Source organism: Neobacillus sp. S1115 (genome assembly GCF_055385565.1).
This window is the reverse complement of the sequence record NZ_AP038275.1, coordinates 684086-697805: the sequence shown is the minus strand read 5'-3', so window position 1 is coordinate 697805 and position 13720 is coordinate 684086. Positions and strand designations below refer to the sequence as shown.

Sequence of the window (13720 nt, the reverse complement as noted above, 5' to 3'; positions counted from 1 at the left end):
TACTAGTGACGCACTCCGGCTTCATAGGATGTATTTTTCATGGTCGAACCGTCCCCATTTTTAATCAAGAAAGATGATATTGACCTTCCTTCTCATCTCCCGCTTCACCCCCGCTTGGTAAATCAGTAAAAACTCCTTCACCGGATGCATAACGTGGGAATCATCTGGTTAAAAGTAATCCCGCTAGTGATTTTACAACTGCTTGATGCAGTATCGACATAAGCAATACGTGCCTCTTCCAAAGCCCTCACACCTTTTCAAGAAAATCCCAAAGATACTTTTATTATAATATAAAATTTAGGCTATACTTTCTTGCTATTTAATACACTCGTTAGATCAATATTATCTTCATAAAATCTCCATGATTGAAGACTCGTAATGCCAAAAATTGCAATTATAATTAAGGAAATAGCCTGGACAGAAGGTGTAATAACTTGAACATTGCACTAAAAAATCAAATTAAACAAATTCTTTTAATCATTAATCAACTTGGTCTTTCTTGGAAACCAGGGAAGGAATATTATCACTTATTAAAACGAAAGAAACGCCGACACATTCCACTAGATTGGGCACTACAGGATTATAATAGAATGATTATGAATATACTTAATGACAAGGAGAACGATATTTATATCTATTTTAAGGAAGGCTTTTTACAGAATTACTTTATTTTTGCAGATGGAAACGCTTGGATTGTTATAATTGGAGAAGATGGTATTATTGATACAGCGATGATTGCAGATAATTATGTTAATTACTTAGACGAAGCAAAAGGTTATAGATATATTGGTAAAATTAAAGAGGTGTGGCAATAATGGAATTCTTAAAGGATATCGAATTTTACGGTGAAGATGTTACTGACTTTGAAGTAAGCCCCTTTGAAACAATTGATATGCTGCACCGCCGCAGTGGACTCTATAAAAACTCCTCCAAAATGACACAGCAAGAGAGAATTCTTCTAATGAAATATGATTTAAAGCTGCTCGAAAATGTAGAACGAATGGTGGAGCATCTTGGAAAGGTCTATGATTTCGCGCTTTCTGCAGAACCGCTTGAAGAATGGTGGTGGCACTTGGATAAAGTGTCATCGGGGGAATTAGAAGTTGGGATTGGGTTGAAGCAGAAGGATAAAGTTTTATAATATCGCCTATATGGTTGTAATTACCACTTAAAATAACTATGGAGAGGGACTTCCCCTCTCCATAGTTATTCTAGCCCAAAAACGGGATCAGATCCCCAAAAGTGTCAAGACCATAATAGCCATAGTATTTGAGTATTACAATTTTTCACTCAACTCTTCAATTGCAGCATAATCAAGATTTGTTGCTCTTGCAATCAGCTTAATGGGTAATCCCTCTTTTAACAAATTGAGAGCAATTTTTCTTTGGGCTTCAAGTTTCCCTTTTTGTATACCTTCAAGTAATCCCTTTTCTCTCCACGAATTAGGTAATTTTAAAATTTGCTCAGCTTCGTCTTTATCCAATTGTTTAATCTCTTCTATTAGTTCCTTCTACTCGCTTTCATTCAATTTTAAATACGTTTCTAAGAAGCCAATGACCAATTCCATTTTTGCGGGGTTTAACTCCATTTTAGCTAACATCCGCAAAAACTCTCTTTTCACTTTTTCGGTACTTATACTGTGGGCACCGGTAGGTATGGAAAGGTTCAAACACCCGAACTCTATTAAAACTGTAGCACCCGGTCGTTATGAAACGCTTATAACACCCGAGCGCTATTTAAACTGTAGTCCTCGGGAGTTATGAAAGGCTCATAACTCCCGAGCGCTATTTAAACTGTAGTCCCCGGGAGTTATGAAAGGCTCATAACGACCGTACGCTATTTAAACAGAGGTCCCCGGGAGTTATGGTAAGATTCATAACGACCGTACGCTGAAAAAACGGGGGCACCCGGTCGTTATGAAAGGCCCATAACACCCGAACGCTATTAAAACTGTAGTCCCCGGGAGTTATGAAAGGCCCATAACGACCGTACGCTATTTAAACAGAGGTCCCCGGGAGTTATGGTAAGGTTCATAACGACCGTACGCTGAAAAAACTAGGGCACCCGGTCGTTATGAAAGGCCCATAACACCCGAACGTTATTAAAACTGTAGCACCCGGTCGTTATGAAAGGCCCATAACACCCGAACGCTATTAAAACTGTAGTCCCCGGGAGTTATGAAAGGCTCATAACGACCGTACGCTATTTAAACAGAGGTCCCCGGGAGTTATGGTAAGGTTCATAACGACCGTACGCTGAAAAAACTAGGGCACCAGGTCGTTATGAAAGGCCCATAACACCCGAACGTTATTAAAACTGTAGCACCCGGTCGTTATGAAACGCTTATAACACCCGAGCGCTATTTAAACTGTAGTCCTCGGGAGTTATGAAAGGCTCATAACTCCCGAGCGCTATTTAAACTGTAGTCCCCGGGAGTTATGAAAGGCTCATAACGACCGTACGCTATTTAAACAGAGGTCCCCGGGAGTTATGGTAAGATCCATAACGACCGTACGCTGAAAAAACGGGGGCACCCGGTCGTTATGAAAGGCCCATAACACCCGAACGCTATTAAAACTGTAGTCCCCGGGAGTTATGAAAGGCTCATAACGACCGTACGCTATTTAAACAGAGGTCCCCGGGAGTTATGGTAAGATTCATAACGACCGTACGCTGAAAAAACGGGGGCACCCGGTCGTTATGAAAGGCCCATAACACCCGAACGCTATTAAAACTGTAGTCCCCGGTCGTTATGAAAGGCCCATAACCTTCTCTAGGGGTTATGACTAATCAGGGTAAATTGTCCATTACTAGGCAGGGGAGTATCCAACCTGCTTTTCTTCAGCAAGATACAACCCTTCTTCGTCTAAAGGAGTGAATACCCGAAATTTCCTTAATTGCTTTCCATAAACATGGATCGTGATAGCCGGGGAATCACCTGCCCCCTCCAGGATATGACAGTCTGCCGGAGGCAATAGCTTTCCTGTATTCTTCTCGTTTACAACAATAGAATCAGCAGGCTGTAACTTCACAATTTTCCCCCCTGATAATTCCTCTAATCGGATATAATTCGTCACTTTGACCTGACCCGTGACAACTCCTTCTGCTCCCCATGTATCATCGTGATCATGAAGAGGGGTCTTCTGGCCAGGCTTCCAGACGAGCGCGATCACTTCGAAACGGTCCTCTGGGTCACAATACAACGGATGCCGTGAGTACCCCTCATCACTTGGTCTTATCTTCTCAGCAGGAAGCCATGATTGGAATTGAATTAATTTACCAACCAACCTCTCCGCTTCCACAACACATTCCTTAGCGCTCTGACTCTGTTCCACCATTATGGTCAGATCATGAACAAAATTTTTGAAATCATATTCATTTGCGTAATCCATCCTAATTCCTCCTCAATATAGCTGTTTTCATCCGGTTCATTTCCTGATCGAAGTTGTTATGCATTTCGCATCTTCCCTAACTAGGTAACTTCCACACCAATCTATATTGCAAAAATCATGCCAAAGTAATAATTCCCCTTAATGAAGCAGGGTTGGTGCTGCTTTTGTTGGTATAACAAGGTTTGATCATTTTCTTTCACAGGAAGAACCCATTGCTTTTGCTGGAGTCTTGGCAAATGTGAAAAAATCCATCTCACATCCGAAAAAAAATCCTTCCTTTTACATAAAAGTAAAGGAAGAATATCTGGAGATCGTCATCACATGCAAGGCGGCAACAGAGCGTAAGATACAAAAAAAGATTGCAAATGTGATTTGCAATCTTCGGCCCTTACCTATGAACAAAGTTTATTTAGAAATTGTAATGTTCGTTCATGCTCTGTATGTTCAAAAATTTGCTGAGGTGTTCCTTCTTCAACGATCACACCTTTATCAATGAATACGACTTTATCCGCTGCTTCACGCGCAAAATTCATTTCATGTGTCACAACAACCATGGTCATTCCTTCTTTAGCCAGTTCTTTCATGACCTTTAGAACCTCTCCTACTAACTCAGGGTCTAACGCGGAGGTAGGTTCATCAAAAAGAAGGACTTCAGGTTCCATTGCCATCGCCCGTGCGATTCCTACACGCTGCTGCTGTCCACCGGATAACTGGGATGGATAGTGGTTCGCCCGTTCCGATAATCCTACTTTCTCCAGCAATTGAAGAGCCTTCTTACGAGAGGCTTCCTTGTCCTGTTTACGAACATAAACAAGACCTTCCATAACATTTTCAAGTGCCGTCATATGAGGGAATAAATTGTAACCTTGGAATACCATACCTGTTTGTTGACGGAACTTAATCACTTGATCTTTTGGCACTGGTTTTTTTTCCTGAAAATCCAAAGAAAACTTTCCAAGCTTAATGGCCCCTTTTGTAGGCGCTTCCAATAAATTCAGACAACGTAACAAGGTTGTTTTCCCTGAACCCGATGGGCCAATAATACAAACTGTATTGCCTACCTCAATTTTTAGGTCGATTCCCTTTAAAACTTCTGTTTGTCCAAATTGCTTATGCAGGTTCTTTATCTCAATCATGCGGAAATCCTCCTATCCAATTAGCCCGTCACATAACGATCAAGTCGTTTTTCCATTCGTCCTTGAGCGTTAGAAAGAACTGTACTGAAAATCAAATAAATAATTCCTGCTAGACAATAGAGTACCAATGGTTCATAGGTTGTTGCCGTAATTTGCTGGGCAACCCTAAACATTTCAGTCACCGTAATGGTAGCGGCCAACGATGTATCCTTTACCAAGCTAATAAAACTGTTTGCCAAGGGTGGTACAGACACTCTTGTTGCTTGAGGAAGAATAATCCTTGTTAATGCTTGGCGATAGCTCATCCCGATTGAGTAACCTGCCTCCCATTGACCTTTGGGAATGGAAAGTATAGCTGCGCGAATAATCTCTGAGTTATAGGCGCCAACACTAATCGTAAAGCCGATTATAGCTGAGGGCAGCGGACCAATGGTAATCCCAACACTTGGAAGGCCATAAAAGATAATAAACAACTGAACAAGCAGCGGTGTTCCCCTAATCACCCAAACATAAAATCTTGCAACAGTGTCAAGAGGTTTAATTCCTGAGATTCGAGCCAGTGCAGTAAGCAGAGCAAGAATGAGTCCCAGAAAAAAAGATATGAGTGTCAACGGTACGGTAAATGCAATCCCTGCTTTTAACATTGGTAAAAATGAGTCTACAATTATAGTAACGATTCGTTGCATTCTTTCATCAGCAAACATTTAGAACACTCCTTATTTTGAAACATCTTTACCAAAGTATTTTTCTGAAATACTTAAATACTTCCCGTCTTTCTTCATTTCGGAGAGTGCGTTATTGATGGCGTCTACTAATTCTTTATTTCCTTTCCTTAACATAATTCCCATTTTTTCTGGTTCGTCAAGCTCTGCTACAGATTTAATTGGCGCATCAGGCTTTTGCTTTTTGAAATCAAGGTAGGATAGTCCATCGTTTACAACCGCATCCGCACGTTTTGAAAGTAATAAATCAATGGATTGATTAAAGCCTTCTACTCCAACGATCTCAGCACCATAAGATACTGCTATATCTTTATAGTTACTAGTTAATGTCTGAGCTGATTTTTTGCCTTTCAAATCTTCAAATGATTTAATCGAATTATTGTCCTTGTGAACAATCAAGAAAGGTTTTGACATAATATACGGGTCTGAAAAGTCGTATTTTTCCTGGCGGTCAGGGCGAATCCCTACATTATTAGCAATAATATCGAACCGCTTTGAATCGAGTCCCGCGAACATACCGTCCCATTGGGTTTCAATAAATTCTGGTTTCACACCGAGTCTTTTTGCTACTTCCTCTGCGATCTCTATATCAAAACCAGTCAATTTTCCTGATGCATCATGGTAGCTAAACGGTGCAAAAGTTCCTTCTGTACCGATTTTAATCGTACCATCTGCTTGAATTTTTTCTAGCAGGTTCTTGATTTCAGCCGGCTTATCAGGTTTGGCTGCTGTTTGATTTTGAGAGTTTCCACATGCCGTTAATACAAGTGCTGCGAGCAGCGAAAATGCGATGATGATTAAGCTCCTTTTCATAAAAAATCCCCCCTATATTTTTTGAAAAAAATGGATGATTTGCAGATTTCTAGTTATATTTTTCTGTATCATCCTAATATTCAGATAATTATCTTCATTTCAATATCTACCCTCTCCAAATTAACTCCACCTCCTCTTTTTCAGTTACTTATTATGCAAGAGTTGTGCCAAAATAGAATCCTTGTAAAATCAACATTCCTGCTTCCAAATAAAATTTGAAATTATCAATTCTGCGATGATGATAGTGAAAACCTACCATTCAGTACTGTTCTTCTTTTCCCAAATTTGAAAAGATTTTTTTGAATTATTCAAAAATATTCTTCCTAGATTAATAAAATGGCCAATAAATATGGAGCAGCTGCTCTATATTTATTGGCTCTAGGCAAGGATTTTCTATCCTAGTTTTCCACTTGCCTCTACAATTTGATTAAGAAACCGTTCAACCTCTTCCTGACTTTTTCCCAGTTTACTTACAAAGCGGTTCAATTCCTTCCCTTCTTGAAAAGCAATAAAGCTTGGGATTCCGTACACATCTAGCTTCTCTAATACCTCTGGGAATTGTTCGCGATTTACTGCAATCATTTCTACTTTATCTTTATACGCTTCTTCCAAGATGGGCATAAATAAATCCGTATGCTGACAGTCTGGGCAATATTCGGCATAGAATTTGGCCATTACTGGTTTTGTTGATAAAATCGCCTCTTCAAACTCTTGTTTTGTTTTAATCTCTTTCATTATATTAATCCTCCCTTATATTTGGTTTTCAATGATAGATTGATTGTTTCCACTACATAATTCACTTTCATCCAGATATTTTTCGCAATCCAGAGCAGCCATACAACCACTTCCCGCGGCCGTAATAGCTTGGCGGTATTTATGATCTTGAACATCCCCGCAGGCAAATACACCTGGAATATTCGTTTGGGTTGTACCAGGATTCACCATGATGTATCCCATATCATCCGTTTTGATTTGATTGTCTAAAAATGATGTGTTCGGTTTATGCCCAATGGCAATGAAGACACCATCAGTTTCCAGAAATTCCTCTTTTCCTGTTTCGCTGTTTTTTATTTTCAAGCCAGTAACATGTCGATCCCCGGCAATCACTTCTTCAGGAATGGAGTTTAAGCTCCATGTAATTTTTGGATTCTTCTTGGCACGGTCTTGCATAATTTGGGAAGCACGAAGCTCCTTTCTGCGGTGGACAACCCGAACCTCCGAAGCATACCTCGTTAAAAAATTTGCCTCTTCCATAGCAGAATCCCCGCCGCCGACAACGATAATTTTCTTTCCTCTAAAGAAAAATCCATCGCATGTTGCACAGGTGCTCACCCCACGTCCAATATTTTCTCTTTCCCCCGGAATCTCCAAAAGTTTCGCAGAAGCTCCAGTTGAAATGATTAAAGATTGAGTTTTAAGTTCCCCTATTCCTTCCAAAGTTAAGACAAAAGGGTTATTCGAAAAATCGACCTTTTTAACCCATCCTCTTTTAAACTTTGCTCCAAAAAACTCTGCTTGCTTGCGCATGTTTTGCATTAACTCTCGTCCCATAATACCTTCAGGAAAACCAGGAAAATTCTCGACATCAGTTGTCAATGTCAATTGCCCCCCTGGTTCAGGCCCTTCAATGACCAAAGGACTTATGTTAGCACGTGCTAAATAGATTGCTGCGGTTAACCCCGCAGGTCCAGTCCCTAGAATAACAGCTTTATACATCTCTTCCCCCCTTAGATCATAGTCATGAATATTAATTTGCAAGATTCGTGCCAAACTTTAATTCCTTGTAAAATCACTATTTTTTCAGTCTCTTAAAGGTTAATCATTCCTATTTTCTATCACGTTTGAGAAAGATTTTTTCAAGACCAAGAAAACATGGACAACTTACCAAATAAGAAAAGGCGATTCCTATAATGTGATCAGGAATCGCCTACATAAAAACCTATTTACTTAGACCGCTTTCGTTGCTGTTTCAACATCCTCGAGCTTCTCAGGCTTTAACTTCTTTATGGCAAATCCAGTAGCACCATAAATTAAATCGAATAATGGCACCAAGAAGGCCAGGAAGACATATGGGAAATAGACTAATGGCGATACTGCCAACATCTGCGAGCAATAGATGGCGTTGGAGTTCCAAGGGATAATTGGTGCACCCATTGTCCCAACATCCTCGATATTACGCGAAAGGTTTTCGGGCGCCAAATTATTATTTTTATAGACATTTCTCATAAGTGAACCTGCTACAATCGCAGTTAATAACATCGATGAGCCGATCATATTTGTGATTAATGCAATCAACATTGTCGCTAGTGTTACTTTAAAAGTAGAGCCGTGGGTTTGTTTAACTAATGGCTCTACTAAAGCACTCAGAATGCCTGATTGTTCTAACATGCCCGTTACACACATTGCTAAAAGGACAACAAGGAATGAGCTCATTAAGCTGTAGAGCCCGCCTCTGCTAAGGATAGGATCCACTAACTCACTGCCGCTTTTAAATACAAATCCATTGGTCATGATATCAAACATTTTAGTTATATGAAATCCCTGAGTAAAAACAGCAACAGCCAGGCCGCTAAACACACCCATTAACAGCGAAATAATCGATGGGATGCCTTTCACAAGCATCACCAGTACAATAAGGAGAGGCAGCAATGAAATCCAAGATAAATCAAAATTCTTTGCAATTATGCCTGTTATTTCATCAATCTGCTGTAAATTCGATCCTTCTTTTCCATACTTTAAACCTAAAAAGAAAAATATGATAGCGGTAAGAATATACGATGGGACAGTTGACCATAACATATGTTTAACGTGCGACATTACTTTAGAACCAGCAACGGTTGCTGCTAAAATGGTACTGTCAGACAGCGGTGATAACTTATCTCCGAAGAAGGAACCGCAAATAATGGCACCTGCTGTCATGGCTTGGGGAATGCCAAGCGCATTACCAACTGTCATTAATGCCAATCCAACCGTACCCAAGGTTCCCCACGAGGTTCCAGTTGCAAGGGAAGTTGCGGATGTAAGGAGCAAAGCCGTGATTAAAAAGAATTGCGGTGAAATGATTTCTAACCCCCAATACATAATATAAGGAATTGTACCAGAAGCCATCCAAGTAGAAATCATTACGCCAACTACTAAAATAATCGTATTCGGTTCAAAAGACTGCTTTCCCATCTCCCAAGCCATATTTTGAACTTCATTATATTTGTATCCTAGTTTCATGACCAGCAAGGCCACGACAATCCATAACAACAAGAACATTAATTCCAGGGATGCACCAAAACCAAGTGTTCCCGTAAGCAGCAATCCGAAGAATACCAAGACAGAAATCAATGCATATTTAAATGACACCGGAAATTTATACGATTGAACATCCCACGAAACAATTGCATTTCCGTGACCTTCAGGTTTGTTCCCCATAGACAAAACCCCACATTGTATTAGTTTTTAAAAACCATATTTATCATAATTTACCTTAATCTGTTTTAATGCGCGTTCTAGTAAGGACCTTGTACAAGCAATGTTTACTCTTACAAAATGACCACTATCTTTTCCATACGATTCCCCAGCATTTACTCTAACCCCAGACTCTTCGAAAAATTCAGCCAGCGCTTTACTATTTAAACCTAACTTTTCACAGTCGATCCATAATAAATAGGAACAATCAGGATACTGAACCGTTAACTTTGGCAGATATTTGTTGATATATTTCAAAGAAAAATCAATATTGCTGCGTAAATAGTCATTTAATTCATTCACATAATAATCGCATTCATTGTAAGCAGTAATTAAAGCCTCAACACCTAAATAGTTATAATCAAAATGATATTTTACGTAAATCTCATCAAAGGCTTTCTTTAAATTTTTATTTTTTACAATCACATAGGCACTAAAGAAAGATGCTAAATTAAAGGTTTTGCTTGGAGAGTTCATGACCACCACATTTTGATCTTCTTCCTCGCAAAATTCTAAAAAGGAGTGAAAAGACAGCCCTTTGTGAATCATATCGCTATGAATTTCATCACTAATAATCATCACATTATTCTCGCGGCATAAATCGTACATTTTCTGCATTTCCTCTTTTGTCCACACCCGTCCAACTGGATTTGCAGGATTACATACAAGGAGGATTTTCACATCAGGCCTCTTTAGTTTGTCTTCCAAATCTTCAAAATCAATATGATAATCTCCTTCGCGAAATAGTAACGGATTGTCCATTGTTTTTCTATTAAAGTTCTCAATTACCCTTTTAAATGTGGCATAGACTGGGGGCTGTATCACTACTTTGTCTCCGGGATTGGTATAGGCATCTAAAAACATCCATAAAGCTCCTGTCATTAATCCGGGAGCATAACTAATTTGATCTTTCTTAATATCGATTTTATGATGGCGTCCATACCAACCTTTTATAGCATCAGTAAATCGATCATGCGGAAAATGTCCATACCCGAATACCCCAAAGTCTACTTTTCTCCTTACAGCATCTAATACTTCACTTGGCGCCCTATAGTCAGTATCGGCAATGCCTAGTGGAATCAAAGTGCCGCTCTTTCCCTCATGATCCCACTTATCCGAATCGGTACCGATTCTATTTATGGTTTCATCAAAGTTGTGTCGCATCAATTTCCCCTCGTTTTTTAAAAGTAATTACGTATGCGTTTTCATTTTTACGTAAACCGAAATTTGTTAATTATCAGTTTTACTTTTCTGTATCATTATAATGTTCCGAAAATTAAATCCGCTACAATATCTACCCTCTTCAAATATACTCCACCTCCTCCTTTTTCAGTTACTTATTATGCAAGAGTTGTGCCAAAATAAAATCCTTGTTTATTCAACATTCCTGCTTCCAAATAAAAGGTGAAATTATCAATTCTGCGATGATGATAGTGAAAGCCTGCCATTCAGTACTGGTCATCTATTCCCAAATCTGAAAAATGCTTTTTTAATTATTCAAAAATATTCTCCCTTAGAATCAATAGAAGATGGAAAAAACTCCTAATCTTAGGAAGAGATTAGAAAACTTTTATATTGTGCCGTTCTAGCTTACGATAAAGTGTCGATAAACTAATTTTCAATTCATCGGCCACTTTTTCTTTATCATTTCGGCCTTGACCACTCATGAAGAAACTTTGAATAATGGATTTTTCATATTCGGCCACCATCTCATCTAAGCTTAACCCTTTGGTATGAATAGGTGCCTGAATCTGGTACAAATAATCCGGAAGATCAAGAAAACCGATCACCTCCGATTCTGCCATATTCACCATATACTCCACAACATTTTCTAACTGCCGGATATTCCCGGGCCAATCATATTGGATTAGCCATTTTTCTAACTGCGGGTCCACCGTCATGAATGGGCGGTTTAAGATTGAACAATACTTACATATGAAGTATTGGAGAAAGAAGGGAATGTCCTCCCTCCTCTCCTTCAATGACTTTGTATGTAGCGGAATCACATTGATTCGATAATATAAATCCTCGCGGAAGGTACCGTTTTGAACCATTTCTTCTAAATTGCGATGTGTTGCCGTTATCACACGAACATTTACAGGCAGAGATTTGCTTCCTCCCACCCTTTCAATCTGTCGTTCCTGTAAGGCCCTAAGAAGTTTAGGCTGCAAAGAAAGAGGGAGATCTCCTATTTCATCAAGAAACAGAGTTCCATTATTTGCCAGTTCGAACTTCCCTGCTTTTCCTTCCCGGTTTGCCCCAGTAAAGGCCCCGCCCGCATAGCCAAATAATTCACTTTCTAGTAAACTCTCCGGTATAGCGGCACAATTAACCGCAATAAAGGGGTGAGTTTTCCGATTCCCTTCATAATGGATCGCCTTCGCCAATACCTCTTTCCCCGTTCCCGTTGCACCTCTAATTAAAACGTTTGACGTACTATTTACAATACGCTTGGCTTTTCGGATCACATCTTTCATATCCTCATTTTTGCTGATGAAGCTATCAAAGGTAATGACTTTATGGACATTTAATGTATCTTCGTATAAATTGCATTGTGCTTGGAATCTTTCATTTTGCGAGATTAGCTGGGATTCTACTATAAGACTTAGATGTTGTAGAAATTCCTTAAGTGATTCTGCATTTTCGATCATCTTTTCTTTTTGTTCCGTTGAAAAGCCCATAAGCCCTATGGCTCCTAATGTTTCACTTCCCTTGACGATTGGAAAACCAATGGTTGCTGTCTCTTTACATTCCTGAAAAAATTTACAACTCATACAATGGGATTCATTTTTAATGACATCATAGGTCATATCGGGTCTGCCAGTTTTCATTACAGCCCGCAACAAGGAGCCATCAGGTGCAGGTTTGCCAATTTGCTGTTGATAACTTCCTGTTCCACTAACCCGATTACCGTTGCGGTCAAGTATGGTGATATCAAAGCCAAGTACCGCCGTAAGGTTTTCCGAAAATAATTGAATAAATTCCCGATTTTGAGTGATACCCCTCACGTTTTCTCCCTCCTGCGTGCTCAAGTGCTTTTAAATTTTTCCGTATCATTATTCTCTGTACAATTTTCAAGCCAAATTTATGATGATTTTTTAAAATTGATAAGGTTCTCTGACATTTTAGTAACAAAAACTTTACTGGAAGAGCGATGTGTTGGCATATAACGCTGGGGATCCGCCAGAGTGCACAAATAGAATGTTATCTTCCCGCTTAAAGAAGCCTTTTTGGATTAAATCAATTAGTCCCGCTGCCGCTTTACCTGTATAGACTGGATCGAGTAAAACACCTTCTGTTCTTGCCATGAGCTTGACAGCCTCGACCATTTCGGGGGTAGGTATAGCATAGCCCGGTCCGACATACTCATCAAAACACGTAACCGCCTCACGCGGGATTGAACTTGGGATGCCAATATATGCTGAAGTTTCTTTAACAAGCTGAAAGACTTTCTCTTCTTGTTCCGCTTTCCCTCTGCTTATATTCATTCCAATTACCGGAATATTACTTTGACTTCCATAAAAGCCTGTCACCAAACCTGCATGCATTCCGCCGCTGCCGCTAACACAAACAACGTTATTGAGCGGGACTCCTTGATCGAAGGACTGTGCCAAAATCTCCTGAGCGCACGCAGCATAACCTGTTGCCCCAATCGGATTCGATCCCCCAACCGGAATGATATAAGGTGTATGTCCTTCTTCTGTTACCTCATTCGCAACCTGCTGCATTTCTTTCATCAAGTCTGTCCCATTCGGCACAACCTTGACTTTTTCAGACCCCAGTAAATGATACAAGAAATAATTCCCATTAAAATCTGGCTCAGAATCGGTTAAAAGCCCCTTTTCCAATACAAGAATACACTTCATATTCTCTTTCACCGCAGCAGCTAGCGTTAAACGACAATGATTGGATTGAATGCCTCCACAGGTAATTATTGTATCCGCACCTTTTTCTACTGCGTCTGCAACAAGGAACTCCAGCTTTCTTGTTTTATTTCCACCAGCCGTCAGCCCAAGTAAATCATCCCGTTTCATATAGATGGAAGGACCCCCAAGAACCTCAGATAAATGATGTAATTTTTCAATAGGTGTATAGGCGGTTGTATATCGCTTTCTAGGAAATTGTGCTAGATTCATATGAATCTCCTCCTGTATCCTCTGTATTAGGCTAATTATATATAATTGAAAGAAAAGAGTAAGGG

At 39.7% G+C, this 13720-nt stretch carries 13 protein-coding genes; 2 read left to right on the top strand and 11 right to left on the bottom strand.

From position 1 onward, the window contains the following. Positions 1–434: 434 nt before the first annotated feature. The gene (locus ACZ5B7_RS03360; protein ID WP_464492637.1) at positions 435–815 is read left to right on the top strand and encodes a hypothetical protein; all 381 of its coding nucleotides are present in this window, start codon (positions 435–437) and stop codon (positions 813–815) included. After that, positions 815–1141: a hypothetical protein gene (locus tag ACZ5B7_RS03355; RefSeq protein ID WP_464492636.1), complete on the top strand. Its 327-nt coding sequence runs from the start codon at positions 815–817 to the stop codon at positions 1139–1141. The genes ACZ5B7_RS03360 and ACZ5B7_RS03355 overlap by 1 nt, the downstream gene beginning before the upstream one ends. A 135-nt stretch (positions 1142–1276) precedes the next feature. Here the strand turns inward: ACZ5B7_RS03355 and ACZ5B7_RS03350 are convergent, their stop codons facing one another. The 11 genes from ACZ5B7_RS03350 to cuyA all read right to left on the bottom strand — a co-directional run bounded on the left by ACZ5B7_RS03350 (position 1277) and on the right by cuyA (position 13655). Further along, positions 1277–1483: a hypothetical protein gene (locus tag ACZ5B7_RS03350; RefSeq protein ID WP_464492635.1), complete on the bottom strand. Its 207-nt coding sequence runs from the start codon at positions 1481–1483 to the stop codon at positions 1277–1279. 1327 nt (positions 1484–2810) lie between these two features. After that, complete coding sequence (locus tag ACZ5B7_RS03345) at positions 2811–3392, bottom strand: cysteine dioxygenase family protein (RefSeq protein ID WP_464492634.1); 582 nt, start codon at positions 3390–3392, stop codon at positions 2811–2813. A 392-nt stretch (positions 3393–3784) separates the two neighbouring features. Further along, positions 3785–4528 (bottom strand): amino acid ABC transporter ATP-binding protein, encoded by a 744-nt coding sequence (locus tag ACZ5B7_RS03340; protein WP_464492633.1) that lies wholly within the window; start codon positions 4526–4528, stop codon positions 3785–3787. A gap of 20 nt (positions 4529–4548) precedes the next feature. Then, the gene (locus ACZ5B7_RS03335) at positions 4549–5232 is read right to left on the bottom strand and encodes an amino acid ABC transporter permease (RefSeq protein WP_464492632.1); all 684 of its coding nucleotides are present in this window, start codon (positions 5230–5232) and stop codon (positions 4549–4551) included. 12 nt (positions 5233–5244) lie between these two features. Continuing rightward, positions 5245–6063: an amino acid ABC transporter substrate-binding protein gene (locus ACZ5B7_RS03330; RefSeq protein WP_464492631.1), complete on the bottom strand. Its 819-nt coding sequence runs from the start codon at positions 6061–6063 to the stop codon at positions 5245–5247. Between the two features lie 393 nt (positions 6064–6456). Continuing rightward, on the bottom strand, positions 6457–6798 hold the full coding sequence (locus ACZ5B7_RS03325) for a thioredoxin family protein (protein WP_464492630.1): 342 nt from the start codon (positions 6796–6798) through the stop codon (positions 6457–6459). A 15-nt stretch (positions 6799–6813) separates the two neighbouring features. Further along, on the bottom strand, positions 6814–7779 hold the full coding sequence (gene trxB / locus ACZ5B7_RS03320; protein WP_464492629.1) for a thioredoxin-disulfide reductase: 966 nt from the start codon (positions 7777–7779) through the stop codon (positions 6814–6816). Between the two features lie 231 nt (positions 7780–8010). Next, complete coding sequence (nhaC, locus tag ACZ5B7_RS03315; RefSeq protein ID WP_464492628.1) at positions 8011–9483, bottom strand: Na+/H+ antiporter NhaC; 1473 nt, start codon at positions 9481–9483, stop codon at positions 8011–8013. A gap of 27 nt (positions 9484–9510) precedes the next feature. Beyond that, positions 9511–10683, bottom strand: a complete 1173-nt coding sequence (locus tag ACZ5B7_RS03310; protein WP_464492627.1) for a MalY/PatB family protein — start codon at positions 10681–10683, stop codon at positions 9511–9513. A 395-nt stretch (positions 10684–11078) separates the two neighbouring features. Beyond that, positions 11079–12527: a sigma-54 interaction domain-containing protein gene (locus tag ACZ5B7_RS03305; protein ID WP_464492626.1), complete on the bottom strand. Its 1449-nt coding sequence runs from the start codon at positions 12525–12527 to the stop codon at positions 11079–11081. A 132-nt stretch (positions 12528–12659) separates the two neighbouring features. After that, positions 12660–13655 (bottom strand): D-cysteate sulfo-lyase, encoded by a 996-nt coding sequence (cuyA, locus tag ACZ5B7_RS03300; RefSeq protein WP_464492625.1) that lies wholly within the window; start codon positions 13653–13655, stop codon positions 12660–12662. Positions 13656–13720 lie beyond the last annotated feature (65 nt).

Bases quoted from the DNA above. Each gene is read 5' to 3' on its own strand.
- ACZ5B7_RS03355 (WP_464492636.1), top strand. From the start codon at position 815: ATGGAATTCTTAAAGGATATCGAATTTTACGGTGAAGATGTTACTGAC.
- ACZ5B7_RS03345 (WP_464492634.1), bottom strand. From the start codon at position 3,392: ATGGATTACGCAAATGAATATGATTTCAAAAATTTTGTTCATGATCTG.
- ACZ5B7_RS03340 (WP_464492633.1), bottom strand. From the start codon at position 4,528: ATGATTGAGATAAAGAACCTGCATAAGCAATTTGGACAAACAGAAGTT.
- ACZ5B7_RS03335 (WP_464492632.1), bottom strand. From the start codon at position 5,232: ATGTTTGCTGATGAAAGAATGCAACGAATCGTTACTATAATTGTAGAC.
- ACZ5B7_RS03330 (WP_464492631.1), bottom strand. From the start codon at position 6,063: ATGAAAAGGAGCTTAATCATCATCGCATTTTCGCTGCTCGCAGCACTT.
- ACZ5B7_RS03325 (WP_464492630.1), bottom strand. From the start codon at position 6,798: ATGAAAGAGATTAAAACAAAACAAGAGTTTGAAGAGGCGATTTTATCA.
- trxB (WP_464492629.1), bottom strand. From the start codon at position 7,779: ATGTATAAAGCTGTTATTCTAGGGACTGGACCTGCGGGGTTAACCGCA.
- nhaC (WP_464492628.1), bottom strand. From the start codon at position 9,483: ATGGGGAACAAACCTGAAGGTCACGGAAATGCAATTGTTTCGTGGGAT.
- ACZ5B7_RS03310 (WP_464492627.1), bottom strand. From the start codon at position 10,683: ATGCGACACAACTTTGATGAAACCATAAATAGAATCGGTACCGATTCG.
- cuyA (WP_464492625.1), bottom strand. From the start codon at position 13,655: ATGAATCTAGCACAATTTCCTAGAAAGCGATATACAACCGCCTATACA.